This is a genomic window from Agrobacterium sp. A3-95 (genome assembly GCF_053521785.1).
In genome coordinates this window covers 291,998-317,451 of sequence record NZ_JBNWDR010000007.1, presented here as the reverse complement: position 1 = coordinate 317,451, position 25,454 = coordinate 291,998, and the positions used below count along the sequence as shown (strand labels likewise).

General features: G+C 55.0%; 20 protein-coding genes and 2 pseudogenes. 3 read left to right on the top strand and 19 right to left on the bottom strand.

Annotation, left to right across the window (positions count from 1 at the left end; all coding sequences use genetic code 11):
- Window positions 1-227: 227 nt before the first annotated feature.
- The 3 genes from ACQZ5Y_RS19500 to ACQZ5Y_RS19490 all read right to left on the bottom strand — a co-directional run bounded on the left by ACQZ5Y_RS19500 (window position 228) and on the right by ACQZ5Y_RS19490 (window position 3,528).
- A complete protein-coding gene (locus ACQZ5Y_RS19500; RefSeq protein ID WP_111785377.1) occupies window positions 228-881 on the bottom strand; it encodes an HNH endonuclease in 654 nt (217 codons plus the stop codon).
- Window positions 878-2,182, bottom strand: coding sequence for an AAA family ATPase (locus ACQZ5Y_RS19495; RefSeq protein WP_111785378.1), 1,305 nt, complete (start codon window positions 2,180-2,182; stop codon window positions 878-880). The genes ACQZ5Y_RS19500 and ACQZ5Y_RS19495 overlap by 4 nt, the downstream gene beginning before the upstream one ends.
- A gap of 410 nt (window positions 2,183-2,592) precedes the next feature.
- A complete protein-coding gene (locus ACQZ5Y_RS19490; protein WP_111785380.1) occupies window positions 2,593-3,528 on the bottom strand; it encodes a nucleotidyltransferase and HEPN domain-containing protein in 936 nt (311 codons plus the stop codon).
- A 477-nt stretch (window positions 3,529-4,005) separates the two neighbouring features.
- On the opposite strand from ACQZ5Y_RS19490, the pseudogene ACQZ5Y_RS19485 reads away from it, so the two are divergent.
- Window positions 4,006-4,491 (top strand): annotated as a pseudogene (locus ACQZ5Y_RS19485) (GSU2403 family nucleotidyltransferase fold protein); the annotation flags it as partial.
- A gap of 551 nt (window positions 4,492-5,042) precedes the next feature.
- Here ACQZ5Y_RS19485 and ACQZ5Y_RS19480 read toward each other — a convergent pair.
- From ACQZ5Y_RS19480 to ACQZ5Y_RS19425, 12 genes are all read right to left on the bottom strand, one after another.
- Complete coding sequence (locus ACQZ5Y_RS19480; RefSeq protein WP_111785382.1) at window positions 5,043-5,723, bottom strand: phosphoribosyltransferase; 681 nt, start codon at window positions 5,721-5,723, stop codon at window positions 5,043-5,045.
- Complete coding sequence (locus ACQZ5Y_RS19475) at window positions 5,724-6,491, bottom strand: DNA-processing protein DprA (protein WP_236762965.1); 768 nt, start codon at window positions 6,489-6,491, stop codon at window positions 5,724-5,726.
- A 524-nt stretch (window positions 6,492-7,015) separates the two neighbouring features.
- Complete coding sequence (locus ACQZ5Y_RS19470) at window positions 7,016-8,680, bottom strand: type IV secretory system conjugative DNA transfer family protein (protein WP_111785383.1); 1,665 nt, start codon at window positions 8,678-8,680, stop codon at window positions 7,016-7,018.
- Window positions 8,677-8,985, bottom strand: coding sequence for a mobilization protein (locus tag ACQZ5Y_RS19465; RefSeq protein WP_162686318.1), 309 nt, complete (start codon window positions 8,983-8,985; stop codon window positions 8,677-8,679). Before ACQZ5Y_RS19465 ends, ACQZ5Y_RS19470 begins: the two co-directional genes overlap by 4 nt.
- Window positions 8,986-9,172: 187 nt before the next feature.
- The gene (locus ACQZ5Y_RS19460) at window positions 9,173-10,099 is read right to left on the bottom strand and encodes a nucleotidyltransferase and HEPN domain-containing protein (RefSeq protein ID WP_174059906.1); all 927 of its coding nucleotides are present in this window, start codon (window positions 10,097-10,099) and stop codon (window positions 9,173-9,175) included.
- A gap of 678 nt (window positions 10,100-10,777) precedes the next feature.
- Entirely contained in the window at window positions 10,778-11,158 is a 381-nt protein-coding gene (locus tag ACQZ5Y_RS19455; RefSeq protein WP_448782102.1) for a transposase, read from the bottom strand.
- Between the two features lie 2 nt (window positions 11,159-11,160).
- Window positions 11,161-11,316: a hypothetical protein gene (locus ACQZ5Y_RS19450; protein ID WP_211380939.1), complete on the bottom strand. Its 156-nt coding sequence runs from the start codon at window positions 11,314-11,316 to the stop codon at window positions 11,161-11,163.
- Window positions 11,317-11,348: 32 nt separating this feature from the next.
- Entirely contained in the window at window positions 11,349-14,219 is a 2,871-nt protein-coding gene (locus ACQZ5Y_RS19445; protein WP_174059907.1) for an SNF2-related protein, read from the bottom strand.
- Window positions 14,220-14,710: 491 nt separating this feature from the next.
- Window positions 14,711-16,354, bottom strand: coding sequence for a GmrSD restriction endonuclease domain-containing protein (locus ACQZ5Y_RS19440; protein WP_174059908.1), 1,644 nt, complete (start codon window positions 16,352-16,354; stop codon window positions 14,711-14,713).
- 56 nt (window positions 16,355-16,410) lie between these two features.
- Window positions 16,411-18,147 (bottom strand): UvrD-helicase domain-containing protein, encoded by a 1,737-nt coding sequence (locus tag ACQZ5Y_RS19435; protein ID WP_174059909.1) that lies wholly within the window; start codon window positions 18,145-18,147, stop codon window positions 16,411-16,413.
- Window positions 18,144-20,189, bottom strand: coding sequence for an ATP-dependent nuclease (locus tag ACQZ5Y_RS19430; RefSeq protein WP_236762967.1), 2,046 nt, complete (start codon window positions 20,187-20,189; stop codon window positions 18,144-18,146). The genes ACQZ5Y_RS19435 and ACQZ5Y_RS19430 overlap by 4 nt, the downstream gene beginning before the upstream one ends.
- A gap of 266 nt (window positions 20,190-20,455) precedes the next feature.
- Complete coding sequence (locus ACQZ5Y_RS19425) at window positions 20,456-21,403, bottom strand: HipA domain-containing protein (RefSeq protein ID WP_236762968.1); 948 nt, start codon at window positions 21,401-21,403, stop codon at window positions 20,456-20,458.
- Here ACQZ5Y_RS19425 and ACQZ5Y_RS19420 point away from each other — a divergent pair.
- Entirely contained in the window at window positions 21,403-21,552 is a 150-nt protein-coding gene (locus ACQZ5Y_RS19420) for a hypothetical protein (RefSeq protein WP_236762988.1), read from the top strand. The genes ACQZ5Y_RS19425 and ACQZ5Y_RS19420 overlap by 1 nt on opposite strands.
- Here the strand turns inward: ACQZ5Y_RS19420 and ACQZ5Y_RS19415 are convergent.
- Both ACQZ5Y_RS19415 and ACQZ5Y_RS19410 read right to left on the bottom strand, forming a co-directional pair.
- Window positions 21,481-21,684 (bottom strand): annotated as a pseudogene (locus tag ACQZ5Y_RS19415) (HipA N-terminal domain-containing protein); the annotation flags it as partial. The gene ACQZ5Y_RS19420 and the pseudogene ACQZ5Y_RS19415 overlap by 72 nt on opposite strands.
- Window positions 21,681-21,953: a helix-turn-helix transcriptional regulator gene (locus ACQZ5Y_RS19410; RefSeq protein ID WP_112192209.1), complete on the bottom strand. Its 273-nt coding sequence runs from the start codon at window positions 21,951-21,953 to the stop codon at window positions 21,681-21,683. The gene ACQZ5Y_RS19410 and the pseudogene ACQZ5Y_RS19415, both read right to left, overlap by 4 nt.
- A 555-nt stretch (window positions 21,954-22,508) precedes the next feature.
- On the opposite strand from ACQZ5Y_RS19410, the gene ACQZ5Y_RS19405 reads away from it, so the two are divergent.
- Window positions 22,509-23,183: a spermidine synthase gene (locus ACQZ5Y_RS19405; RefSeq protein ID WP_174059910.1), complete on the top strand. Its 675-nt coding sequence runs from the start codon at window positions 22,509-22,511 to the stop codon at window positions 23,181-23,183.
- A 199-nt stretch (window positions 23,184-23,382) separates the two neighbouring features.
- Here ACQZ5Y_RS19405 and ACQZ5Y_RS19400 read toward each other — a convergent pair whose 3' ends face one another.
- Both ACQZ5Y_RS19400 and ACQZ5Y_RS19395 read right to left on the bottom strand, forming a co-directional pair.
- Window positions 23,383-24,084: a DUF6998 domain-containing protein gene (locus ACQZ5Y_RS19400; protein ID WP_174059911.1), complete on the bottom strand. Its 702-nt coding sequence runs from the start codon at window positions 24,082-24,084 to the stop codon at window positions 23,383-23,385.
- A gap of 15 nt (window positions 24,085-24,099) precedes the next feature.
- On the bottom strand, window positions 24,100-25,371 hold the full coding sequence (locus ACQZ5Y_RS19395; protein ID WP_236762969.1) for a PAN domain-containing protein: 1,272 nt from the start codon (window positions 25,369-25,371) through the stop codon (window positions 24,100-24,102).
- Window positions 25,372-25,454: the final 83 nt, after the last annotated feature.

Here is a 25,454-nt window from a genome sequence, read left to right as displayed (position 1 = left end):
GCAACGGCAGCCATCGTGCGTCAGTCGCCTGATGGTTGCCAGTCCGCTCCCGGCCCCATTCCAGCCGCCAACCTCGGAGTAGTTCATGTCTCCTATGGGCGCGAAGCGGAAGACCGCAGTCGGCCCTAAGTGGTCATTGGTAGCCGAATGCCACGCAGCAGTTCTGCACCTTCTGTAAAGTCGTAGAGCTCATCGTTGCTAATGCGTCCAAGCAGATCTTTCGAAAGTCACCCAGACGCTGCGATGCCGGCTTTTTCAGCGACGCTCCTTGCCAGTGCAGCAAACTCCTTACTGGACAACGTCTCTTCGAGGAAATCCGCGACGAGAATTTTTTGCGTCTCGGGATCCTTGACCCTGGCGATAACATCAAGATGTTTCAGCAAAGCTCTGAGACGAGCATCGCGTCGCTCCACTAGCTCCGGTCGATTCAATTTCAGAAGCCGCTCGGTCCTCACAGCCGCGTCCGACCCAGGGGTTGGAAAGATGGTTGGACCCATATGCCAAAAATGTTTCTCGGGATCCACGGCATAAGGATCAATGAAGGTCTCATGGTCGCCGACGAAGTCATCTTTTTCGGTGTTGCAGACGTCACAGGCGAGCGTGAGGTTGGTCCAGTCGAACCACCGCGAGGGGTCCATGGATTTTGGCGTCACATGCTCGACATCACCGTACGTGATATGCCTTAACTTGCTCTCGCAGTAAGCGCATTTTCCATGCGTCTCCGCAATGAGCGCTGCTTTGATATCAGAATGGCGGTAGCGTCCTTTTTCAGTCTCCGTAGGCTTCTCACCACGGCCAACCTTCTCGACAACTATATTCGTCCACGCCGCACCGTTATTCGTCAATACTGCTGGCACTACACCCTTCGTTAATTTGATCATTTGCCCTCTGTGATCGCTGCCAACGCAGTAGGATAAAGTTCATCGTAGCCAAGTGATGCTAGATCTGCCCTCAACGACCTAAGGGTCTCTCCTGAGATATCCCTGTTTCGATACTGTGCAACGACCTGGTCCAGCCCTTCTTCAACCCATTCCGGAATTGTTGCGCTTACGCCTAAAACATCGCGGAGGATTTCGCTTGCATTACCGGCCTTATTCACTGTGTCGAGACGTTCGCTGACAACCCGGCTGGTTTGCGACGGCATTACTTGCTCGTCCTCGATTTTCCCCGACTGCTGATTCACGTAACGAAGCACGTAGACGTTCGAATCTTGGACACTCGAAACCATGAAAGGGCTGTGCGTTGCGATGATGAATTGAGCATTGGGAAACGCCCCTAGTAAGCGTCGCATGAGGCTCCGCTGCATCGTGGGATGCAGATGGTTCTCCGGCTCGTCCATCGTGACGACGAAGCTTTCATTGTTGAGTGAGAACATATGCAGACGCCAAGTCAAATCAATGAGGGTCATGACGCCGCCAGAGGCGGCGTCAATGAGGAACTCTCCCGACTTTGTCACTAATACAACTTCGGGCGGTCGAACGGAGATATCCATGAAGCCCAACGTATCAGGCAACACCTTCCTCAACGCATCGATGAACCCACGATAGGCCGAAAATACTGCTGGATTGCCCTCTACCTGAGTATTGCCCTCGCCGAACATTGCCATTGCAATGAGGGCTTCTTTCATGCGGTAGGTGGGGGAATAGCCGGTGTGCCCCCCTTGATATCTGCTGAGGAGTTCATTGTTGTATCTCTCGTATGCACTAAGCGTTGTGATGAAGGTCGTGGGGATCTGACCAACCTGTTGGAACACCGAGATCGGCTGATGAGAGTCGATATGAATCCCAGCGATGTGTTGCTGACCGTTCATCGAAACGTGATACTGCACCCCGGCTTGCTCGGGAACATCCAGATTAACCTGTTGCCCGTTCCCATATATGAGCGTACCTACCTGATTTGTTTGCTGTCGTTGGTTGGGGAAGAGGTTTCGCCAGAATTTGGATAATGAGCCAGTGAAGAGCCCGGTTACATATGTGTAGCCACCGCTGCTGCTTCGGGTTGGTGTCGATAAAAATGGTCGGTCGAAACCAAAATGCCGGCTGAACAAGCGCAATAATGAACTCTTACCAGCTCCGTTGGCGCCCGTGATGACGGTAAGTCGGGGGTGCAGATCCAAATCTACCCGCCCGAACTGCCGCCATCCTTCCACTTTCAGACTTCGAAAACTGTTGTCAGAAACCATGTGGTGTAACTTTTCGTGTTACTAACTTTAATCTGTACTCTTAGATAAGGGCTTTACACCTTTCAAGCGTCGATTTAGCTGAGCAGTGTAGCCGATACTAAAAACCTATTGATCGGGGTCACATCCTGTTCGTTGCTCAGATCCACAATGGCCGCTTCTGGCGCATTCTTGCCATCAATGTTGTATCGGCATTTTTCGGAAAGCCCAATCGAGCTTGGTCAATGTGCGAGGAAAACACCGCTTTCTTATCTGGAGCGGCCCCGCGCCGGCGAACTGGATGCTGCGCAGAAACAAAAAAAGCTCCTCGACGCTTACGCGGAGGAGCTTTCTGTTAAGCGACTTGAATGGCAGAATATTCAAGTCTCAGTGGTTGCGGGGGCACGATTAGAACCTGCTTTGACACCTGGCTGTCATTGGCTGCTTTCACTCCCGCCCATTCGAACGCCACAATCCACCTTTTCGATATGTTCATCGCAAACGACCTTCACCAGCTCGAGCAAACGCGCGGTGCGCTCACCGAGCCAGACAAGCGCCTCTTCGCTGATCTCGAAATGTTTCGAGTACCGCGCCTTCACATAGGCTTCATTGATCGTATTGAACCAGGCCCGCTGCCGATGATGATCGCGTGGAAACGCGTCGACCAGTCGAAGGTCCTGCTCCTCGGCAAGAGAGCGGAGGAACTTGATGTTGTGGGAGGCAGGCCCGTAGTTCGTCAGTGTGAGAAGGACGCAGGAATAGGCTTGCTCAATCGCCTGATGCAAAAGAAACGCAGCTCTTTTTGTAAAGCCACTATTGCGAGCGTGACAGGACAGAACAAAGAACTCAGTACCTGCCTCGAACCGTTCCCGGCAATGCTCCCGCGCGACATTCAACCGTTCTTCCGCAGTCAGCAGCTTCGGCTCAGCGAGCGGCTCGTCATCCAGTTCGTATAGAACGATGCCTTCCTTGCGGATATCCGAGAAGAAGTAGTGGCCCTTCTTAAGCTCTGTGTTCACCTCGCGCAGAGAATGCACGATGAACTGCGTCGGCGTTTCGATAAAGCTGTCGCGGATGATCCGGTCGGCCGCCTTGTACCAGTAGGTCGCGTGATCCGTCAGCTTGCGATTGTTGACGATCACCAGCAAATCGAAATCCGAGCGATAGCCCTTCATCGTATGCGGCTCATCGACAAAGGTGCCGCGGGCATAGGAGCCGAACAGAATGATTTTGAGAATGCGTCCGCGCTTCTTGAAGTCGGCAGTGCCCTCACCCAGCGCATCCTCGAACTCCTCGTGCAGGATCTCCAGCGCACGAGCAAGCTCTCGCTGCTTTCTTTGCGGGATATGATCGCGGGAGGATTTCATCATGGGAACAGGGTCTGGCTGGCTTCCGATTGTTGCGCCGATCTGATCGCGCTGGTGGTATCCATGGACCTTATACGCTTCGCCACGTTGATCAAATGCCAAAAGTACCAGTCGACTTCTGGAGGTCGGAAAATGGCTGAGAGGAACGCCTGATCAACACGCTGCCGAATGCTGATATCATCTCCTCGCATCCATGCGTCTCCTCTCTCGAGAGAAAACATGCGTTGGCGCCAGATCTATCGACTGACCTTTCTGCTATTTGGTTTGTGGTCGAAGGAGAGGACGGCGGCTTTTCAGTTCGACAATTTGCGGCCGTCCAATGTTGGCGCCTCAACGGCCTAAATACGATGGAGCCGACGCGCACCATTGTCCACTCTCTCAATTGAGAACGAACAGGTCTGGCCTCGCCCCACTGACATCCGGCAGCATAGTTATAATATTTTTGCAAATTCATTATAACTGGATCGGGCGATGAAATAGATTGACCTCGTTTACAGAACGGCGTTCGCTGAACTCGCGCAGCGGACGTTCGATGCTCAGTTTCAAGCAGATTTTCTCCTCGAAGGTCGGTTTGTTGCCGTTTCGGTAGAGGGCCGCAATTACTGGTATTTTGATCTCCCTACTCCCGAGGGTAAGGACAAGAGGCGCTATGTCGGCCCGCAGGATGACGCCGACATCACTGCCCGGGTGAAAGCCCATAGGCAAGTCAAAGACGACATCCGGGAGCGGCGCAAGCTCGTCGGCATGCTGCTGCGAAGCGGCGGCATGTCCGCACCGGATCGCTTCGCGGGTGAAGTAACCAAAGTACTCGCTGACGCAGGCCTCTTTCGTCTGAGGGCACTCCTCGTTGGTTCTGTGGCTTTCAGCTGTTACTCAGGCCTCCTTGGCGTTCGTCTCCCTGGTACCTCCATGCAAACGGGCGATGCGGACTCCGCGCGGGACTTTGCGATCTCGGCGGAAGTCGAGGGCCAAGAAAATCGTCCTCGAAAAAAAGACGGCGCATGGGAGACCATAATCCTAGAAACGCAACCTTCGTTTATAGAACAAGCCGAATTCCCGTGGGTACACGCTCGTGGAGAATTCTACATGTAGAGGGCGTACCAAGATGACCTGTCACAAAAAGTAGAACCGGGCACCGCACTTGATATCGGGCTTCTGGCTTACCGGTTTGCGGAAACGATTGCGGTAGGATTGAAGTTCCCGGCAGCGCTCCAAGTCCCTCCAGAAACGAGGCTAGGATTCCTCTTTCGGGCGGCGAGGTTATCAGGAAGGACGGCTCAGACCTGGGCGAATCCCGAACGCTACCTACCTGTACGCGGTCAAGCACTTGACGATGAAGCCGAAGGATTTACCTCAATGACCGCTGATACACCAGCGACTGCAATCGCCCCATATCTGCACCAAATCCTGTCACCCATTGCCGGAGCATTTGATGGGTCAATTGCAACGACAACAATGCTGGAAACATATGTAGAGCGACTGCTTTCGGGCCGCCTGTAAAGCTTAGTCGCGCCCGGTTACGCCTCGGCCGGTTGGTAGTCGTAGGTTTCCTCTTCCAGCTTTACCAGCTGCCGCTTGAAAGGCTTTGTATTGAAATCGTAGACGGTCTTGCCGCAGGCAATCGCGAAGAGAACACGAGCGCCAGCCTCCTCTAAAACCTCTTTCGCTGCCAAAATTGATGCTCCTGTCGATAAAACATCATCAACAAGGACGACATCGCGCCCATCGACGTTGCCCCGAACTGACAGATACTGTTTCCAGTAGGCGCGTTTGTGATGCTTCCCACCCTCATGAGCCTTCGGCAAGGCCTTGGTCCAACGTAGACCATCGTGAATTTTTCCACGGTGAACCTGGCCCTTCATGGCTTCCGCCAGCATCCACAACGACCGGTATCCTGCTTTGATCCCAGGTTGGGCGTCCTTGGACGGCACTGGAATAATCAGCACGTTGTCCGGGGCGTTTTCTACATCTAGGGTCGCGGCAACGAACTGACCAAACAACGCGCGGGCGCGTTTGACATTCGTGGGGCCAATCTTGACCTTGCTTCCGTTTCGAAACGTAATCGTGAACGGCGTCTTGTACTTACCAGTCTTAACCGCCCATATGAACAGGTAGGAATCCCAGAACTCGGGTTTACGCTTAGCGCGTTCAAGATGCGCTCGCTCTGAATAGTAAGCGCTGATAAAATGCACATTCATTTAAGCGATCCGCGAGAGGATATCCTCAACCCTAGTTAGAACAACCGTCTTCGAGTTATCCAGAAACCGCTTTGGCCATGATATTTCTGGATTTTCCACAACTGACCGCATGATAAAAAGCCAGCGACCCAGACGAATGCATTCAGACGCCTGGTGGAGAGTTCCTGAGGTATCCGAGGCTTCTACAATGACGCTTCCATCGGATAGAGCAGCCATCAGTCGATTTCTCTTTGGAAAATCGGATTGGTACGTCCTCTGCCCCGGGTGGAATTGAGAAATGAGCAAGTGCCGCTCATAGATTTCCTGCTGCAGCTTCCGATTTTCAGCGGGATAAACTTTATCGAGAGGCGTGCCAATTACCGAAATCGTGCGACCGCCAGCTTGAATGGCTGAAGTGTGCGCAATCGTATCAACGCCCTTTGCCAGCCCGCTGGTTACAACAACACCTGCGTCCGCCAATAAACGAGAAATTCGAGACGCACGCAGACCTCCCTCCTCAGAGACCGATCTCGCACCGATGACGGAAATCATTCGGCGCTTGAGGAGGTCGATTTCGCCGGACACGAATATCGTCGGATCACGCTCCTCTGGTTTCTTGAAAAGCCCCTCTTGCTCTTTGAGCATTGGGCGACCAGCGAAGTCCATCAAGTCGCCAAGAGGCAAGGAAATCACGTTGGTCGGTGCTGTATAGCCCGACTTGGCGACCGCATTGTTGCCGGGATTTCGCTTCACAGCGTCGTCATTATCTCGATGCATTTCTGCTAGCATTCCACAGCTCCCGAAACGCCCTGCTGATATTCATATCGTGATTCTGCATGGACATTGAAGAGTTCAAGATCATCATTCTTCGTAACGCCGTAGCTGGCCGTCTGTTTCCCTAACCATCAAATTAGGCGCGAACCTCCGGCATGTTCTCTATATGTTCTCTTTCGCCAATTTTCAATACCTGTCCGGCCTATGCCTCTACTCCCAATCCGCAGAAAGCCGCGTGCCGTCGTTCGGGTGGCTTTCGTTTTGTCGCCGGGCGTAGCGCGCCTTTGATCGCATTCAGGCTGCTTCCCCTCTGTGCCTTCGGAGCAAGACACGCGCCTGTCCTGCCGCTCACTTCGGCGCTATGTGGGAGCGCGTTCCCGTCAGGACAGGCTTTACCATCGCGTCCAATATTCCGTTGCAGTGGTTGGCTGTTCTCGAGGCTTGCTGCCCCCGCTTCCCGTTCCGGTAAAGATAGCCGGATGGCCTCAAATACAAGGTTTTAATGCAGATATCTAACCGCTTTTTGTGTCACCCTTGCGTTAGACTGAATCGAACATCTCCCTGAATTCCGGATCGTTAAAATAAGACAGCTTTTCAGCAAATATTGATCGTTGTCCGGCGAGGAACAGCAATTGTCCGTGCGCCGGCAGATTGCGCACCTCATCAGGGGTGAGCAGCGGCCGGCCAGTATGTTGCTGGCTGTAGGAGATCCCCGTCTTATCGGAATCGAGCGCTCTCGCCATGGTCTGGAACACGACCGTTTCCTGCCCGAGCAAATCAGAGATGAGGCGGGCGCTGTCATGATCGTTGACGCCGAAGACCTGCAGCACGCCGGCATTTGACAGGAAAGTTCCGGCGCGATGACCGTATGTGGCACGCAGCTGATGGATGTCCTGGAGGATGGGCCAAAGCTGGACACCATAACCCGCCATCAGACCCATCGCGCGTTCGACTGGTGCCAAATGCCCAAGCGATGCGAACTCATCGAGCAGATAGAGAACCGGTGTCGCCGGCTTTGTCGGATCGCGGGCCATTTCGAGCAGGCTTTGTGAGACAAGCAGGCGCAGCCAGCGCGAATAGGTCGAGAGCCGGTCTGGAGGAAGGACGAGGAACACCGTCATGTTGTTGCGCTTGAGATCGGCAAACCGGAAATCAGAGCGGCTAAGGACTGCCGTCATGCGCGGTGAATCGAGAAAATGCGTGTGGCGTTGGGCTGCGGACAGAACGCCTGCAGCTTCGCGATCTGATTTTCCGAGGTGGCGGTTTGCGGCGCGCGCGACAAGACCTCTTGCCGCATCGCTTTCCTGCATACGCTTGAGCAGTGCTGCGAATTGTTCCGGAGCAAGGGTGAGATAGTCGCGGAGTATTGCGAGGTGCCTGCGTCTCAAAGGCTCAGATGCAACGATCTCGAGCAGCAGTCCGGTAATCAGCGCTTTTGCCTCCTCGTTCCAATGCGCCTCGCCCGCCATTCCCGGTTCGTCGAACACGAGGGCATCGGCAAGGGTGTTGGCGTCGTCCGCGACATCGAGGCTGTTGGGATCAAGCAGGGCCAGGGGATTGAAGGCTGCCGAGGATCCACCGGTGACCCCGAAAGGATCGAGCACATGAACCGGCCCAAACTTCTGGCGAGCACGGCCGGTGATCCTTGCATTCTCACCTTTCGGATCAACGCAGATCACGGAACGGTCGGCGGTCAGCAGGTTCGGGACGATTGTTCCGACACCCTTGCCGGTACGGGTCGGCGCCATCGTGAGCAGATGGGCCGGGCCATCGTAGCGCAGAGGCTTGCCCGTTTTCGTATCACGACCGATCAGGAGGCCGGAACCGGATGAGGTGAGAGCAGCTATCTCCTTGTCTGTCGCAAAGCGGGCGGAGCCATGGGTCTCATCGTCATTCTCCCCAAAATGCAAAATCAGTGGAGTGGTAATGAACCAAAAGGTGATAACGGCAAGCGCCAGTAGGGTTAAGAGACCTGGGATGATTTGGACAAGCGAGCCCCGCTCGAAACCCGTTTGCTCGAGGAAATGACCGCCACCCATGCCGATCACAAAGGTGACGTTGAACAGGATGAACATAAATCCGAGGAGCCGTTTCCAGATCCGGAAGGGCATCGCAATCAAAGCGAGGACCGCCCAAAGCGGATCTCGCGCGGTGGCTCGCATCATGTTTTTGAATGCGTCGCAGGCAAGTCGCAATCGGTTCATGGAGCACCCTGCGTACTGTCGCCATTCTCTGCTGTGCCCGTCAGTCCTTGTCCGATCAGATCGGCAAACAGCGCCTTGTCATTGTCACGCGTCAGAAAGCCCGGTAGTTCGCGGCGCAGCCATTCACCGAGTTGCCTGCCGAATTCCTTGTCATTCGAGGTCTCGAGGTGATGCAGAACGAGCCCGCCAATCAGAACCTTGCGGCGCATATCGTTGTTGCGCTCGGTTTTCGAGAGACGGGCCTTGAGGGCGGAACGTTGCGCATCCAGTTCAGCCAGGCGCTGTTCGATGGTTTTCCTTGCCACGATTGTTCCTTTCGATTGCGGTCGCACCGGAACTGCCGTTGTTGACCACGGCTTTGCTCCTGGAAGACAGACCAGTTTCTATGAGGAGATCGACATAGCGATTGCGAGAGTAGGTTGGACCTTATGGTTCATGAGGCTGTAGTCGCCGTCACCTGAGCACAGGAGACTTTGTGCTAACCCGTGAATCTCAGTCGCTGGAATTTGCGGCTTGTCCTGCGGTCTGTTCGAGCTTTTCGATGTGCTCGCGGCAGAGCGTCTCAACCAGCTTATGAAGTTCCCCGGTCCGCTCCTGAAGCCAGGTGAGCGCCTCTTCGGAAACCTCGAAACGCTTCGAATAGCGTGCCTTGACGTAGGCCTCATTGAGGATGTTGTACCATGTGGTAAATCGCTGACGATCGCGCGGCCAGATGTCGATCAAACGGTGATCACGCCCTTCGGAAAGTCCACGCAGGAATTTGAGATTGTGCGACGCAGGGGAATAGTTTGTCAGTGTCAGGAGGTAGCAGTTGTAGGCGCTCTCCACTGCCTGATGGAGATTGAAGGCGGCTAGGTGTAGGTTACCTTTCGCAACGAGATATTTTGCTACATCAGCGAAATCTCGCGCATCCGGGAAGTGCCGCAGAAAATGATCTTCTGCCACCCTGAGTGCATCGGCAGGGCTGAGCGGTTTCGCTTCAGCCAGCGGCCGATCGTCGAATTCGTAAAGAACAACACCTTCGCGGGCGAGGTCGACGAAGAAGTACTGGCCGTCATTTAGAAAATTGCTGATCTCGCGAGCGCCATGCACGATGAGACCGACAGGTGTTCCAATTTCCTTGTCCCACATCAGCCGGTCTGTTGTCTTGTCCCAGTATTTGGGCTCGGCAAGTTCCTTGTTGCTGACGATGACAAGAATATCGAAATCCGAGCGATAGCCTTTCGACGTATGCGGCTCATCCACCCAGGTGCCACGCGCGTAAGAACCGAACAGGATGATTTTGAAAATCCGTCCATCCTTCTTGGCGTCAGACTTCGAGCGTTCCACCAGATCAGCAAACTCTTCCTGAATAATTCCGACGACACGCGCGAGCTCGCGTTGCTTTCGTTCTGGCAAATGTTCAAGGCTGGTCTTCATCTCTGCTCCGCTTATCGACGGTGTCCTGTATGGGCCATTCCAGAGGCCTTTGAAACTCCGATTTTTGGTAGCCACCAAACGAACGCCTGTCTTCCTGGACGATGCACATTCGATCTTGAGGCAGCCGGCTCTGATTTATGCAGATGGTATTGCAATACCTTCATTCCTCAATAGCGAACATTCAATGGTACTTTATCCTAGGTTGTATATCGCTTCCCGGTTTTTTCCCAATCGCAGGCGCTCCGGGCGCCATACCGTGGCCGACTGAGCGGAGCGTAGAGGTTACGAAGGACCGTTAACGACGCACCCTGTCCAACCGCTGCAGCCAAATGCCCGCCCGCACTGCCGCTCACTTCGACGCAATTTTGGTAACGCAGTCACGCCAAGAAAGGCTCGGTGATGGAGGCGGCTATCATTATCCAGACAGGAGTGCGGGCCGCCCCATACTTGGAAACGGCCCGCTAGATGGATGACCAAGGGCAAGGCAATTGCAAGCGCTGCATGAGTCTTGACGGCATTACCTTTAAAGATCGCCATTACGCGAAACGCTGAGCAAACGCCTGTAGAAATAACGTATTCTAAATACACCAACATACTCGGCCTATTCGCTCTCTAGTGCGCTACCCGTTAGCTTACCGCCGACCACCACCTATTCAAACGCTCAAGATTATCGCTGCATCACGCTGAGGCTTCTCGGCCGTATGTCGGATCGTAAACTCCCCCATTTGTCAAAAGAGCCCAAATGATGCGCGCGAGACGGTTTGCCACCGCGATAGCGGCAACTTTGTACGGTCGTCTCGCGCGCAATCGAGCGGCCCAACGACCGATTGGAGTTTTGCTATCTCGCATCATGATTACTGTGCCCCCAAGATAAAGCATCGTTCGGAGTTCGCTATTCCCCATTTTCGTAATGCGCCTCAGAACCGAACGACCTCCGCTTGAATGCGTGCGAGGAGTAAGACCCAGCCATGAAGAGAAATGGCGGCCAGACGGAAACCGATGGATATCAGGAATTGTCGCAATAACGCACATTGCAGTTTTCGGGCCAACACCAGGTATCGTCAGAAGCCTACCCGCGCCTTGAGCCGCTTCGACAGATAGTTCTCGATCTCGCCAGCACGTGCGTTGAGAATGCGATAGACGCCGAAATCAAGGTCGGGCCGGTCGATCTGGAAGATTTCACGCAGCTTGGAAACGAGGGCGTCAAAATTGCTCATCTTGCTATTTTCCTTGGTGTTCTAGCGCTGCTTTATACAACCGCCCAGCGGATGGTAAACAGCGTTTCGACAGTGTGGCCGTGTTGCAGGCGTTTTTGAAGGTTGGCGATCAACTCGTCCCGCTTTTCGGCAACCTCATCTTCCTGAGCGAAGATCTCCTGCCGCTGCTTGCGCTGACGCCGTTCCAGTTCCTGAAGCTTCATCTGGATCGCCGCCTCCTCCTCCAGCGTTGCTGCCTGGCGTGCCTCACGCCGGATGGCCTTGATCTGCTCCTTCGTATCCTTCAGCGCTTTCTCCGCAGCAAAAATCTTGTCATCGGCCCAACGTTCAAGACGATCCCTGGCGGCGGCAAAATGTTTGTTGTTTGCTTCGAGGGATTGATTGAGCCGCGCCTTTACATGCTGCCCTGCTTCAGCCTCGAGACGGCCCGCCATCGAAGCCGCCGCAGCGCCTGTCGTTTCCACCGAGGCTCCGACAGAGAAGAGCTTGGCACATGCTTCATGGTCGATGGATCGGCCATTGTCGTCGATGCCGGAAAACAGGAGGTACTCCTCAGTCTCGAACGTGCTGACGGTCAGCTTTCTGAGAGTCAGCCAACCTGTCCTGCCTTTCAGCGCCTCCACTACAGCAACGCGAGGCGTGTGAGCGCTGACGTTAAATCGCAACTCCGCAATGGGCGTTTCTGCAGATTTCGCCGTTGAGACGACATACCCTCCCAACATGTGAGACAATCGATATAGAAAGTAGCCGTGCTCGTTGACAGTCTGGTCCGATACCGAATTTCGTGAGATGAGATGATAGCGGCCAGGCCGAATATCGCCCGTAGGTGGAGACAACAGATCGAAAGCGAGATTTGCTTCGTCAAACTTCGCTCGCTCCTTCAAGGTCCAACGCGTCAAATCCCAAAACCGTCGCCCCATCCGATCAAGCTGCTCTCGGGCGTCGGCCAACCGCAATTTTAGTCTCGCATGTACATCCTCATCGAAATGCTCCAGAAGCGTGCGGCGGGTGTCGTCCATACGGCTGCGTATTTGCTCATCGAGCTGTTCCTGGAGCTCATCGAATGCCTTATCGATCGCCTCGGGCGTGCGACAATCCTGGTAGATGGCAAGAATACGCTTCTCGAAGTCTAGCCCGGACTCGATGCTTCCCAAGACCTCGTCGGATGCGCCGAATATGCCATCGAAGAGATTGAACTTTTCCGTCAGAAGAGCATGGACCCGCTTGTCGACCTCGTTCCGTTCGTTGAGGAAGTTCACGACAATCACGTCGTGCGTTTGCCCATACCGATGGCATCGCCCGATGCGCTGCTCAATTCTTTGGGGGTTCCAGGGCAGATCGTAGTTGATGACCTGCGAACAGAACTGAAGATTGACACCCTCAGACGCAGCCTCCGTGGCAATCATGATCGATGCGTTGTCGCGAAATTCGTCAATCAGTGCCGTGCGCACATCGATCTGACGAGACCCTGAAACACGCTGGCTGTTTTTCGAATTCGAGACCCACTTCTCGTAGACATCCTGCGCCTGCCTGTCATTGTTTGTGCCGCTGAACGTCACGATCTGACCCGCGTATCCACTTCGCTCCAAGAACTCCCGCAGATATTCCTGCGTCCGCCGCGATTCGGTGAAGATGAGTGCCTTCTCCGCGGCTTCCATTCGCTGCTGCTCGGAAAATCCAACATCAAGGGCAGTAAGAAGCGCCTTCGACTTAGTGTCAGTGTGAATGGAACGGGCGAGCTGGATCAGATTGGCAATGTCTTCAATTTCACGACGAAGCTTTGGCATGTCAATCTGGGGATCGTCGGCGCCTGTCGCCTGTTCCAACTCGTCCCAGTCCTCAAGGACTTCTTCATCAAAGTCGTCTGCGAGCACGATCGGTTCGACGGGGTTCTCGAAAGTCTTTCCTTCTGCCATTGCCTGTAGGCGCGCGACCAATGTCTCCAGAGTTCCGGCAATCGCCTGGGATGAAGATGCAAGCAGTTTCCTCAGGATGAGGACCGTCAGATGACGTTGCTGTGAAGGGATTGCGTATGTGTCATCCTGATGGAGAAACCGGGTGATCCCGTCATAGAGAGCCTGCTCGCTTGCGGCAGGGCTGAAAGGTTGCGTGATCGCGCGGCGTTTGGTGTACTTGACGTATTCCAGAACCTGCTTTCGCAGCGTACGTTTGCAGAAGTCAGCGAGCCTACCCCGTAACTCCGGCAACTCCCCGCCGGCATTGACATATTTGGATCGGAAGCCGTTCGCATCACCAAAGATGTTGGGATCGATAAAATTGGTAAGCCCAAAAATCTCCATCAGGCTATTCTGCAACGGCGTCGCGGTTAGCAGCAGCTTCTTCCGGCCTTCGATCGCCCATTGCAAAGCCTGGCCGATCCGATTGCTTGGACGATACGCGTTGCGAAGCTTGTGGGCTTCGTCCAGGACCACCAGGTCCCAGTCAACTTGACGAAGTTCGTCTTTCAGCTTGGCTGCATAACGATAAGAGAGAATGACGATCGATTTTTGCGACAGCGGTGCAGGAACGCCCTCAGCTTTCATCTGCCGGTAGGTTTTCGCATCCAGAACCACGGCCGGCAAATTGAACTTGCTCGTAAGTTCTGCAGCCCATTGTTGACGGATAGCGGCAGGGCAGATGATAATGAGCTTCCTCTTCCGTTCGGCCCATTTCTGACAGAGGACGATCCCCGCCTCAATTGTTTTGCCCAACCCCACTTCGTCCGCCAGAATGGCTCCCTCAGCCAGTGGAGACTGCAAGGCAAACATGGCTGCCTCTATCTGATGCGGATTGAGATCAACGGAAGCATCGAACAACGACATCGAGAGCTGATCTTCCGATCCTGGTGGAGCCAGCTTCGTTAGATCGTGAGCTACGTATTTGCTGTGGTACGCGGTGGGCATGGCTATTTGCTAAAAATGATGACAGAATTTGTATTCGGCGACAGTAGTGGGTGGCCGTACCAATGCCAACCGGGGAAATAATTTCCGCCGCAACACTTTTAAACACCTGACTGCGAGGATACTGAATACGCCACCAGCAAAGCAGTTAGCCAACCGGCGAAAGCAACAGTTGAGAAAGCTACTGGCTCATAAGCCTTGTGAGGGCGTTTTCGGGGAACAATTGATGAGCCAAGCGTGGAAAACGACGTTTATGGGGCCGATGGCAGACTGACACCTTTTGGCGCCACGCAGCCAAAAGCGGCCATTAGCGTCGGCCGTTTCCATTGAATGCTCAAACTCTCCCTTTCCCGACAAGGGACCGGACAATTTCATAGTCGCATTCACTATGGCGTTGCCTAACGGCTACCCCAAGCGAGCCGAGAGGATCAAACTGTCCGCTACTGGCAAGGTCCGAGACAGCACAAAGAACATTGACGACTTATTGATCTAGGTCACTCCTCACTTTGGAAAACCGGATGGACCCGCTCCTCAATCTTTGTCCAAAGCTTCGCGGCACGGGCTGACAGGAAAGCTCCGTAATCGTCCTCGTCAATGCCCATGCCGTGCCTGTCAATCAGGTGGGTTGCAAGGCTGCCACTCATCGTGCGGTTCGATGCCTCGAATTTCGGAATATAGACCTTTGGTGGTTTGGCGTTGATCTGGCGCTTATTGAGATCGGCGCCGATCAGCGTAATGTTGACGACGGAATTTTCGTTGCCGACCCCATTGGTACGCAGATGATCCTTTGGAAAGAAATGGTGGAAGTTCTTCGACGAGGCGATTTTGAGATAGCTGTTGTCCAGAAGGACGGTTCCGTCGTTGTGAAAGTTTCTAGGCTGCTCGAAGGCGAGCAGGCATAGGATAGCCTTGCAGAGCGAGTTTTCCGTCGCGAAGTTGGTCCCGATCAGGCCTTCAGCGCCGGCAATGTTGACGGGGATATCCCAGGTACCCTCGCCGCCGGAGATTATGTCGTCGATGGCCCGCTTGTCGGCAGCTAGCTTAGATTCGACGGCTGAAGAGTATCGGTAGCCCAGCGACGAACGCCAGAAGAATTTCCTCATCCGCAGATGATCGTTACCCGCAGGCTCGTAGCGCTTGACGAAGAACCAATACGCGAATGGAACAATGAGCGAGTCATAAGGTAGCAGCGCCGAAACCGGAATGCGGTAGGCGGTGCGGAAATGGTCCACCGCACTCTTGATCGCGCCGACAGCCTTCGGCCAGGTCTCGATCACCTTGATCTTATCCAGACCGAGGATTGTCGAGCGCTTGGCTTCGCCTGCCAGCACAAGGGCAAGCAACTGCATCACGGTGGAGGGCGAAACACCGTCGTACCCTACTTCCTCAAGGTCGGTTTGGACCCTGTTCCACTCAACCTGCATGTCAAATTTTCTGTCTTCGTCATACGTCTTGGCGACCATGATCTCGAATAGGGTGAGCACCGAACCGCCGGTATTGATGCGCGTGAAGACTTCGATAGCGCTGTCGATGTCCTCGCGCGTCAGCGTTACGAGACTGAAGTCGTATGTCGCAAAAGCCTGTTTGAACTTGTCCGCGACGTCGAGATCGTCATCGGAGAGACCGAGTTCCGCGACGAGACGCTTTTCCACGTCGCGGTTCAGCGCGAGAACATCCTTTAGCGAAACACACTTGCCCGCGTTTTCGGGCAGTTCATGAACGACGATCTGCGCATCATCTGGCAGCGTCGGGTCGAGGTTAACGTAGATCTCGGCGAAATCGGTGATCTTCTTCGAGCCGCTGCGAGGTATTTTTGCTCCCCGATGGGCCGCGAACAGCGAGGTCATGCGCTGCTGTCCGTCAAGAACGTATTCAACCTGTCGGTCGTCCGGTGTAGGCGGAAGGGAAATGCTGCCCACTTCCTTAACGTCCGCCATACGCTGGTTAGTTTTCCAAAGAATGAAGGTGCCGATTGGATAACCCTTCACGATACTATCGAGCAGCGCCGCAGTCTTCTCGATCGGCCACACGAATTCGCGTTGGAATTTCGGGATCTTTATGACGCCCTTTTCGATATCTGAAATGAGGTCCTGATATTTACGGCTGTCGGGCTTCGGCTGCGGGCGGGGTGTGGTCATCGATCGTCTATACCTCAAGATATTAGAGAACTTTAACAGCGCTTATGCTTAAGCAGTCAGGCTTCAGCAAGCGGAAGCACATTGTCTGCGCCGAACAGCCTTTCAGCGGCCGCGAGCGCGTTGTCGCTCAACGTCTGAGTGACCAGTACCGCCAGTCTTTTCTCGGGCCGGGAGACGGCAACGTAAAATAGATTTCTCGCACGATGGAAACCCGCCTGATCCTTCTCCGACACCTTGCCGGCGTGAAGGTAGTCCAAAAATCTGGGCCAGTTGTAGTGGTTCCAGCCCCCGCTAAGGATGACGAGAACATTTTCGAACTGGGCACCCTTCACGCTGTGTTGGGTGGCCAGCGGGGTAAAGCCGTCGATGAACTCGACGAGGGCAACAAGCTCCTTGTAGGCCACATCCCTGAGCCGAAGATGGCGCCTGAGTGATTTTGACTCCCCCTCCGTCGGTTCCGGTTCGAGCTGCACGATCTCCTCTTCCCGCTTCGCAACGCGATCAGCAATGCGCGGACGCTTAGTTTGCTTGAGCAGGTCGAGAACGTCCCCAGTCGTCCCTTCCGCACGTAGCTTCACAAGCTGATCCATCTCCATCCGCCATTTGACTTTATCGGCTAGCTTGCGGATTGTTGGAGCGCCGCCCAAGAGTCGGAACATCTCGCCGGTCTTGCCAGCGACGTAGGCTTGGCAAACCGGCTCGACAACATCAGCGAGGAACGCAATCGTTGCGTCTTCCTTTTTCGAGAAGGCTTCGTTGTGCTCAAAAATCGCGGCGAGGCTCGGATAGCCGCGCTCGGCCGCGATCGCATTGTGTGTGAGCAGAAGGATTTTGGTCTTCTCGGGATCGAAGTCCCAGCCATCTTCACCTAGCTGGGCTCGCATCCTCGCGATGAAATCGGCGTACACCTCGGGGGGCAATTCCTGTTTCCCGCTGCGAGAGTCCACGCGGGCGCCCGAATAGGCGTTGCAATGGAAGAAGCGCGCCTCGCCTTCAGCGGTCTCATCGTGGACGTCCTGCTTCAGCTCCGGCCGAAGCTGATTGAGGACATTGACAATGACGGGGACCGACCGGAAGTTGGCGCCCTTGTCTATGCCTTCCACACTTGGGAAGTTGGCGAGCTGATAATCCTTCCGATAGATCGTCTGCCAGTGATCACCGAAGAGACCGATGATCGGTCCTTGCCCGGTCGCGAAGAAATTCTCCGATAGGGCCATCATGACGAGTGGATCGGTGTCCTGGTACTCATCAATAAACAGAATCGGATAGAGGCTTCTGAAAATCCGCCGGAGCTTTGCGTTAGACAGAAGCGCAGCAAGAAATCTCGGGATGTCGTCGTGGTGGAGCGTGATCCGCTCCTCGTCAATCCCAAAGAAGCCCAAGCTGTATTCGACCGTCTGGTCGTGGATGCCGCCTGCCGCCTCGATCGCCTCTTGGCGGGCCTCCTGTGTCGCGACCATTTCGCGAAGCTGCTTCTGGAAGCGGGATATGAACGCCCAGCCGAAGCCGTGGATCGTGTTCACCAGGATCGCCGGGTGTTCCTCGATTTCCTGGGCGATCTCGTTCCGGGCGACCTCAGTGTAGGTGATACAGGCTACCTTCTGGCCGGCATGAATTAACGCCGGCCCCTTTTCCGCGATAATCTTCTTCAGGGCAGCGACAAGTGAGTAGGTCTTTCCCGCTCCCGCACCTGCTTCAAGGCGAAAGTTTTTTCCGTCCGCGAGAGCGGCTTCGAGGCGTTCCTGAGCTTTTTGAGCCGCAACAACGGCGGGCGATGGATCCCGATCGATCATGCGGCTTCCGGCTCCGGCTCCTCAGGAATAGTCGGCGGGGACGCTTCAGGCGGTGGGGGCGGTTCTGATAGCCATGCTAAGCCCTCCCTAATGTATTTCGGGACGTTCCAGTTTTCCTCGCGGATCGCGTACTTGATCGCCTCCTCGGATTTCTTGAAGTCTTGAGCAGTTTCCCACGCATTGATCGCCGCGTTTCCATCGTTTGCGATCCCGAAATCGGCGAGGTTCGCGAGGATCAGAGAGTCTTCGTAGCTTCGCGCACAATGCTCAGAGCCTTCCTCGGACATCTGATAGGCAATGCGGCAGTACCCCTTGGTCTTCTCTTCGGGCGTCTTTGCCTGAAGCGCTGCGGAAGAAATTTCGTTGTCGCCGAACCATGTCTTGAGGGCCGAGTTCGATGTCCGCTCACCCTCGGCGCACACGCACTTCTTCCATCTTGAGTCCACGAGTTTGACAGCGTCGAGGTCGGCGATGATGAGAGTCTTGAGCTCCAGATACTCGAGAAGCGGATAGAAGACCTGCGCATGCGCGCCGCCGGCTTCGATCGTTGTAACGTACTGACGACCGAGCCGATGTTCAGGGGCCAGATCTGCATCAACGATCTTTGTGATGCGAGGCATCAGGATGCGTTCGGTGGCCCCCTCAACGAGGATGGCCTTGTCGGCGAAATAGAGGTCGCACTTGGTGAGCGTCATGTATTGCTGGAGGAAGCGCCGGTCCTCCGGGCCGATCTTATCAGCCCCTTTTCGGAAGTCCTTTACTTTGGTCCTTCGCACGCCGTTAGTCTGTGTCGGCTCGTTCAGGAAGTAGCGGATCGCCTCGAATGGCGCGGCGTTGGCGAGATGCGAGGAATGGGTCGACACGACAAACTGAACCGGCCAAACCGTCTCACCGGCATACTTTTGCGATAGAGTGGAAATCGCCTCGTTAAGCTGCCCGATGAAGACTTCCTGCATCTGGGGGTGCAGGTGCGCTTCGGGCTCTTCGATGAAAACGACGTGAGTTCCTGGCCGCATAGGCGTGCTGCGATAGGTCTTATGCAGCGCTTCAAGCTGGAGCAGGATGTAAATCAGATTGCGGGTACCGAGGCCGTTGTAGCCTTCGGGCAAATGAACCCCGTCAGTGCCGGTGTACAGGATGCGGGTGTTATCGGTGAGAAGACTCTCGACGTCGATCGTTGTCTGCGGTCGCAGTTCCGTATCGCTGAGGCTGGGAAAACCGAACGTGTTGAGCGCCGGCAGCAGCGCCTTCAGCCGATCGTCAAAGTCTTCCTGCATTGCCTTTTCCAGATCGGCGACAGAGGCCTTAAGGCCGTCCGCGATCTTTTGATCGTCGGTCGATGCGGTGACCGCGTTGGCCGTCTTAAAAAGCTTGTTGAGCAACTTCCCTATGACGTCGGTCTCGCCCCGTTTACCAACATCCAGCGTGCGCTGGGCTTTCACGAACCCAGTGCTGATAAGGCTATTGAGTTCGATGGTTTTCTCGAAGGTCCGGCGGTTAGTGACGTCCGTCGGATCGATCGCGAAGATCTTGATCGAGTATGCTTTGGGTACGGCCTCACGAAGGTGCCGAAAAAGGGATTCCGTGGCGCTTTCAGCTTCAGCCGGCTCCGGAGCATCGAGCAGCGCGCCAAGCGTCTTGAGGGACGCTGAAAATTCGATCCGTGCGATTGCCGTCGTGCAGCCCGGCTCAAGGTCGATAACGAAAGGCGACAATGGTCCAAGGTCGTCGGAGTCGGCGCTGTAGCCGAACGTCAGGGTTAGGGCCATAACAGGTAGCTCGGCGAGGACTTTCTCTGGCGGCTCCTCGCCACCGTCGCGCAACGCCTTGGCAACCAGGAACTTCGGCCGGATCGCCGCTGCAAAATCCTCAAGGCGGAAGCGCCCCATCTGCTCGCCAAGAAAGCGATCGAAGACTTCTGTCAGGGAAGTTTTGCCGCTGTTGTTCCTGCCGACGACCACGGTCGCGGTTTCTTCAATCGCAATCCTAACATTTTCGAGAAGTCGAAAACCTTCGACCTGAATATTCACCAGCTTGATCATGAAGCCTCCCCAGCCGTAGAGCTATACTTCGGCGATCAGCTCTTATCTAGTGGGTGGCAACGGGGAAGCGTTTCAATCCACGGGAGAGTGAGCGGACATCAATCTTGGCCTATTTTTGTCAACAACAGATCGGATTGCGCGCAATTGCGACCTCCAAGTCGGCCAGCATATCCGCTTTCAGGAGATGCTGAGGCTGGTCTCTACGGCCGATATGAAGGCGCAAAGCGGAGATCATTTCCGCACTAGTTTGCCTCTCTTCACCCGCGTCATTGCGCCTGCATACGCCGACACCGCTTACGTATTGAGTGCACAATCTTCTCCAGCACCCTTACCGGATCGCCAGCCAAAGCCTCGACTTGCGGAGCCACCTCATCGCATGCGGCGCTAACACGCTCGGCCAATTCCAAAACGCGCCTCACCGTCGATGCGCCGCTCAATCCGAGTTCGTCGGCAAGCGCCTCCCAATCCGCTCGTCGTAAATCTGGAGCGTTGAACCTGCTGGCTATCCCCTGCGGAAGACTCTGATCGACCTGGCGGTATTCAGCCGCGCACATCAAGTCATAGAGCGGTGCCATTTTCGCGGACCCGCCAGCACCGATCAGAACGGAATAGTTCTTGGCATGCGAATCCGAATTGCAGATCAGTACGTTGAAGATCACTGCATCAAGAAGCGTCAGACGTGCAGAAGGCGAGATGAGATCGCTGATGGCAGCGAACATCATTTTCAGGGTCACGCGGCGTCCTGTCGAGGATCGCTCGTATTTTTGCGACGGGAAGTGACCCGTTAGCTGGCAAAGATCTTCCTGATGAAGCCTACGGATCTCACCTTGCGGATCAGTGAAGCGGTCATAACGCTTGACCAGCAGATAGCGTCGTTTACCCGCGACACCGATAGTCGCTTCAGCGGCGTCCAGCCCGCAGGCGCGCGCGAGGGCCAAGCAAAACGCTTCGTTCTCGACACTGCCCGCAAGCCGTTTTGAATCCGGCTTCAGAATCTGGGTCGAAGGTGTCCCATCGACAGGAATGGAGATGGCACCGCCCTCATCCACGAAGACCGGCAGCTTCTCTTGCACGCCCGCGAGAGACATGGAGACGCCGCGTTCTCCGACCAGAAAAGGTTTTGCCGGAAGCTCGTCCAGGATGCGTTCCAGTACACCCGGATCCGGCACCGGCTGGAGATGAATACCCGGCTTACGGGGCACACCAATCGACAATGCGCCCGCCGTGTCAGCCCGATGTGACCGAGCAGGCCGACGATGTCCTGAGGGGAGACCTTCAGCCGCTGGCCGATTTCGGCGAGATGGGTTTCCGGGAGCAGATTGGCAAGCCAGGGCAGCAGCCTGTCGGCAGCGACTGGGCCTGAATGAAGCCGCATGGTGAGCGACACCGGGAAGGCTGAGCGTCGGGCTTCCCAGCTCGGGTCATAGTCCAGTCGCCACTCGCTGTCGAAGGTCAGGTGGGCGACGGGGAAGGTTTCGTAGAAGATCGTCGTCATCGACCATCACCGAAGGTCGGCAGGAAGGCCAGGTCATCGTCAGGCGAGGTCGGGGCTGCTTGGGCCGTCCTGAGATCGCCAATTTCGATGCCGACAGTGCGTGCCACCATCAGGGACTTTTCAAGCTGACAGCTCGGCTTGCCGGATTCAAGCTCAACGATGAAACGCTCACCCGTACCGGACCGGGCGGCAAGCTCCGTCTGCGTCCAGCCAAGCGCCTTGCGTTTTTCTCGAATGGCAGCGCCGAAATCGCGTGCGGACCTGAACATCGAACATCTCCCGATATGTCTTACCGTATAGGAAGATTTCTCCCAGATCAATGCGATCCTTACCGATCGGGAAGCAGGCGGCAGCAGGCATCCAAAATCCGCCCGATCGGGAAGTTTCAAGCCTCATAACGACGTTGAAACATGAGGTCCTTGAGATCTAGGTATAGTGTGTGGTACACCTGCGGGTATCGTAATTTGCCCAATGGGAGCAGAAGCTTACGAGAAACCCTTGTTTCTCAGGTATCGCTGGCCTATTTGGCGGAGAGTCCCACCCTCTCCGCCATCATGAACCTTGAGTAGGCGACGGTTCTCGGACATATAAATCCCACGAGAGCAATTTGTCGGAAAAGAGATTCCATTCATTGGGCCACGGTCCCGGCACTCAACGGATTCTTCCCAACCATTTCCACGGCACCGGTAGCCACACAAGCGCCATGGAATTCGGGCCTCCAGACTCTTTTCGCGGGCGCTCTTTTTCTATCCCCTGATATTCAGATGCCTCAACACTGCGCCCATGCTACGAGGTGGCCAGACGCAACACAACGAGATATGCCGATGCTTACTTGGATTCAGCTTGATCGCGCGACCATTCCCGGAGATGGGGGTGAATTGCGCCTGAAACAACGCGGGAGCGAATTTTCCATCATGCTCGGCTCGACAGAGCTTATGAACAGCAGGTTGAGCGGCTCCGAAGAGGCGCTGGCTACGCTGTGCTGTGAGCGTATCGCGGGACGGAACAACGCCAGCATCCTGATCGGTGGCCTCGGTATGGGTTTCACATTGCGGGCGGCCCTGAGCGAACTGCCGGACGATGCTCGGGTTACTGTGGCGGAGCTTGTTCCGGCGGTGGTTGATTGGGCCCGGGGACCGATGTCGGATCTCCACGAGGGCAAGCTCGACGATCCCCGTGTGGCCATCAGTATAGGTGATGTTGGTGCGCTGATCCGGTCCCAGAAAACGGCTTACGATGCCATTCTCCTCGATGTCGACAACGGTCCCGATGGGCTGACGCGCGCCGCCAACGATAGCCTCTACGATCGCAGCGGTCTTCTTGCCGCCAGAAATGCCCTGCGTGCGAACGGTGTGCTTGCGGTCTGGTCATCTGCACCGGATAGCGCTTTCACACGTCGATTGCGAGAAGCGGGTTTTGCTACCGATGAGGTGAATGTGCGCGCCAATGGAAAACGCGGCGGTGCCCGCCATGTCTTGTGGATGGCGACCAAGCGCTAGCATTCCGGTTCTCCCTGCGGTGACCTGCAGGACCATATCAGTTGGATGTCCGGATTGGTTGCTGGCGCGCCGGAATTATCCTTGGCCCCCATTGCGGGGCATCCTACGCATCGTCGTGATCACAAACAGAGATCACTATGGCGACCATCAGAAAACTCAGAAGGCGGTGGCAAGCAAAGGTGTGCCGTCGCGGAATGTCTCACAACAAACCTGCTGCCGCGTTCAGACAACGAATGACATCGGCACCAAGCTGCTGAGTGTTTTTCAATCCACCCTTGGAGTTTAACAAATCGACCCCGATATCTGCCGCGACCGAACGTAGCGTCTCTTTGACTATGACCTTTTGCGGTTCTCCGTTGCGAAAAATACGGATCGCGCCATTTTCATATTTTACAATCTCGAAGTCGGAATAAGGGGCTTTCCCGGCTATTTCAAGAGACTCAACGGGACGTTCTTCGCGCGTTGCCCGTTTGATCAGATAGACAAGCTTGCTACCCTGTTCCCGCAGTAGTTGACGAGCGGTTTCCACGTGCGCGTCCAAAAGCTCTTCCACCGAGACGCCTTTTTCGTCATCGATGTTGACCCGGAGGACCATCACGCGATCCACATGATTAAACGTGTTCAGATTGAAATCGACGTGAGTGGAGCTGGTAATGGTTTTGACCGATATTCGTTCATTTGAAGCGGACACTACGTCATAGCCCCGCTGATTGGTATCGAGGGCCATCTGACCACGAGTAATCATCGCGGCGTAAAGTTCGCCAATGCGCCCAGTCAGGTGATTGAGCTCGCCGGGGCTAACACCCCAGCTGAATTCCTTCTCGAACCAAGATAGCGCTTCGGCAAGCGACTGGATTTTCTGGACTTGGGTGAGTGTTGGTCGGTCGGTTACAGCAAGCATGCTCTTGTTTCCGTTTCAGTCCAAGCTGATGATCTTGGCAGGTGCAAACCGTTCCAGCTTTTTCAATCCGGATACCATTCCTTTGCCCGGCATGGGTGTTCCGACCGCGCCTTTTAGCCAACATTCTTTCTTCGGCTTGATATAGGTAAAGGCCACGCACTGCTTCTCGTCGATGCACGCCAGACGACATTCCAGAGGAGTTCTCGCCGAACGCTCTGGACGCCGGGATAAATCGCCACCGGGTAGATCGACGTCATCAAACAGAGCTGATTGCGGATCGATCGTTCCGAGCATGATGGCAGATGGGTCTGCTTCTGCTCCACTCAGAAAACGACCTGAGAAGGCAACGCTATTGCCGTCAGCTCGCCCCGCGCTGGATTTTAGAAAGCAGTTCGGACCTTTCTTGATTTTGGGATTGGCATTGTATGTGAAAGCTTTGCACTGGCCGTTCATAATCAGACAACGTTGAGCACATTCGCTAGCGTCGGCGACACGCTGCGAGGAGATGTCATCTCCGAAGAGGTCCAGCCCGGTGTAGATGGCAATGCGATTGGGTCGCTTGGTAAATTCGTCGAGGGTCGACAGTTTTGCCTGCTGTTTTGAGTCTGGCGCAGAGGTTGACGTGCGACTATCTCCCAGAAGGTTAGCATCACTTGGTTTCTGGCCGCTATCTTGGCCAGCGACTGCAACGGGAACATCGACAATCGTGGGCGTCGTTGATTGTTCCTGCGCCGTTCGATTGAGCTGGTATTTATCGACCTCGTCCTGGCTGAATATATGCATGTCATCAGGGGGCGTCTTAAACATGACGTGCATGACGTCTACTGGCGTCCCAAAGCGATTGAGGACTTCGATAATGTCCGAGATCGCGAGTTGTGCGCCTACAAGGTCCGGCGAGTCGGACGAAATCTGATGAACACCCAAGGCTCCATCGACCTTCCGCTCATTACCGGCGAGAAAGACGAACGAACAGGCGGATAAACACTTGCTTTCTTTTGGAATGTAGGTCGCCAGCTTACGTTGATGGATATCGTCCGCAATGAGCAAACCCATCTGGACATTACCGCCGGGGCTATTGAGGGTGATGAGCTTCGTATTTGGCGCTGCTTGAAGCGCGCGGCGAAAGTTTAGGCCCGAGTTGACGTCGATATCGCCATTCAATGCGATCACGTTCGGATTTGCGTCACTTACAGCAAAAGGGCCGAATGTTCTCTCTCCGGCAAATGCTCCGGAAAAAGTCGCCACCAAAATAACGCTAGCGCTAACAAAGCGAACTAATCCACGCATACGCAATACCCTTTACCCATGCATATCAAACTATACTGACGACGCGCGTGCAAGGCGCTCAATTATAAATCGCCTATGATTTT

Bases quoted from the DNA above. Each gene is read 5' to 3' on its own strand.
- ACQZ5Y_RS19500 (WP_111785377.1), bottom strand. From the start codon at position 881: ATGATCAAATTAACGAAGGGTGTAGTGCCAGCAGTATTGACGAATAAC.
- ACQZ5Y_RS19495 (WP_111785378.1), bottom strand. From the start codon at position 2,182: ATGGTTTCTGACAACAGTTTTCGAAGTCTGAAAGTGGAAGGATGGCGG.
- ACQZ5Y_RS19490 (WP_111785380.1), bottom strand. From the start codon at position 3,528: ATGATGAAATCCTCCCGCGATCATATCCCGCAAAGAAAGCAGCGAGAG.
- ACQZ5Y_RS19480 (WP_111785382.1), bottom strand. From the start codon at position 5,723: ATGAATGTGCATTTTATCAGCGCTTACTATTCAGAGCGAGCGCATCTT.
- ACQZ5Y_RS19475 (WP_236762965.1), bottom strand. From the start codon at position 6,491: ATGCTAGCAGAAATGCATCGAGATAATGACGACGCTGTGAAGCGAAAT.
- ACQZ5Y_RS19470 (WP_111785383.1), bottom strand. From the start codon at position 8,680: ATGAACCGATTGCGACTTGCCTGCGACGCATTCAAAAACATGATGCGA.
- ACQZ5Y_RS19460 (WP_174059906.1), bottom strand. From the start codon at position 10,099: ATGAAGACCAGCCTTGAACATTTGCCAGAACGAAAGCAACGCGAGCTC.
- ACQZ5Y_RS19450 (WP_211380939.1), bottom strand. From the start codon at position 11,316: ATGAGCAATTTTGACGCCCTCGTTTCCAAGCTGCGTGAAATCTTCCAG.
- ACQZ5Y_RS19445 (WP_174059907.1), bottom strand. From the start codon at position 14,219: ATGCCCACCGCGTACCACAGCAAATACGTAGCTCACGATCTAACGAAG.
- ACQZ5Y_RS19440 (WP_174059908.1), bottom strand. From the start codon at position 16,354: ATGACCACACCCCGCCCGCAGCCGAAGCCCGACAGCCGTAAATATCAG.
- ACQZ5Y_RS19435 (WP_174059909.1), bottom strand. From the start codon at position 18,147: ATGATCGATCGGGATCCATCGCCCGCCGTTGTTGCGGCTCAAAAAGCT.
- ACQZ5Y_RS19430 (WP_236762967.1), bottom strand. From the start codon at position 20,189: ATGATCAAGCTGGTGAATATTCAGGTCGAAGGTTTTCGACTTCTCGAA.
- ACQZ5Y_RS19420 (WP_236762988.1), top strand. From the start codon at position 21,403: ATGCGCCCGCCGTGTCAGCCCGATGTGACCGAGCAGGCCGACGATGTC.
- ACQZ5Y_RS19410 (WP_112192209.1), bottom strand. From the start codon at position 21,953: ATGTTCAGGTCCGCACGCGATTTCGGCGCTGCCATTCGAGAAAAACGC.
- ACQZ5Y_RS19405 (WP_174059910.1), top strand. From the start codon at position 22,509: ATGCTTACTTGGATTCAGCTTGATCGCGCGACCATTCCCGGAGATGGG.
- ACQZ5Y_RS19400 (WP_174059911.1), bottom strand. From the start codon at position 24,084: ATGCTTGCTGTAACCGACCGACCAACACTCACCCAAGTCCAGAAAATC.
- ACQZ5Y_RS19395 (WP_236762969.1), bottom strand. From the start codon at position 25,371: ATGCGTGGATTAGTTCGCTTTGTTAGCGCTAGCGTTATTTTGGTGGCG.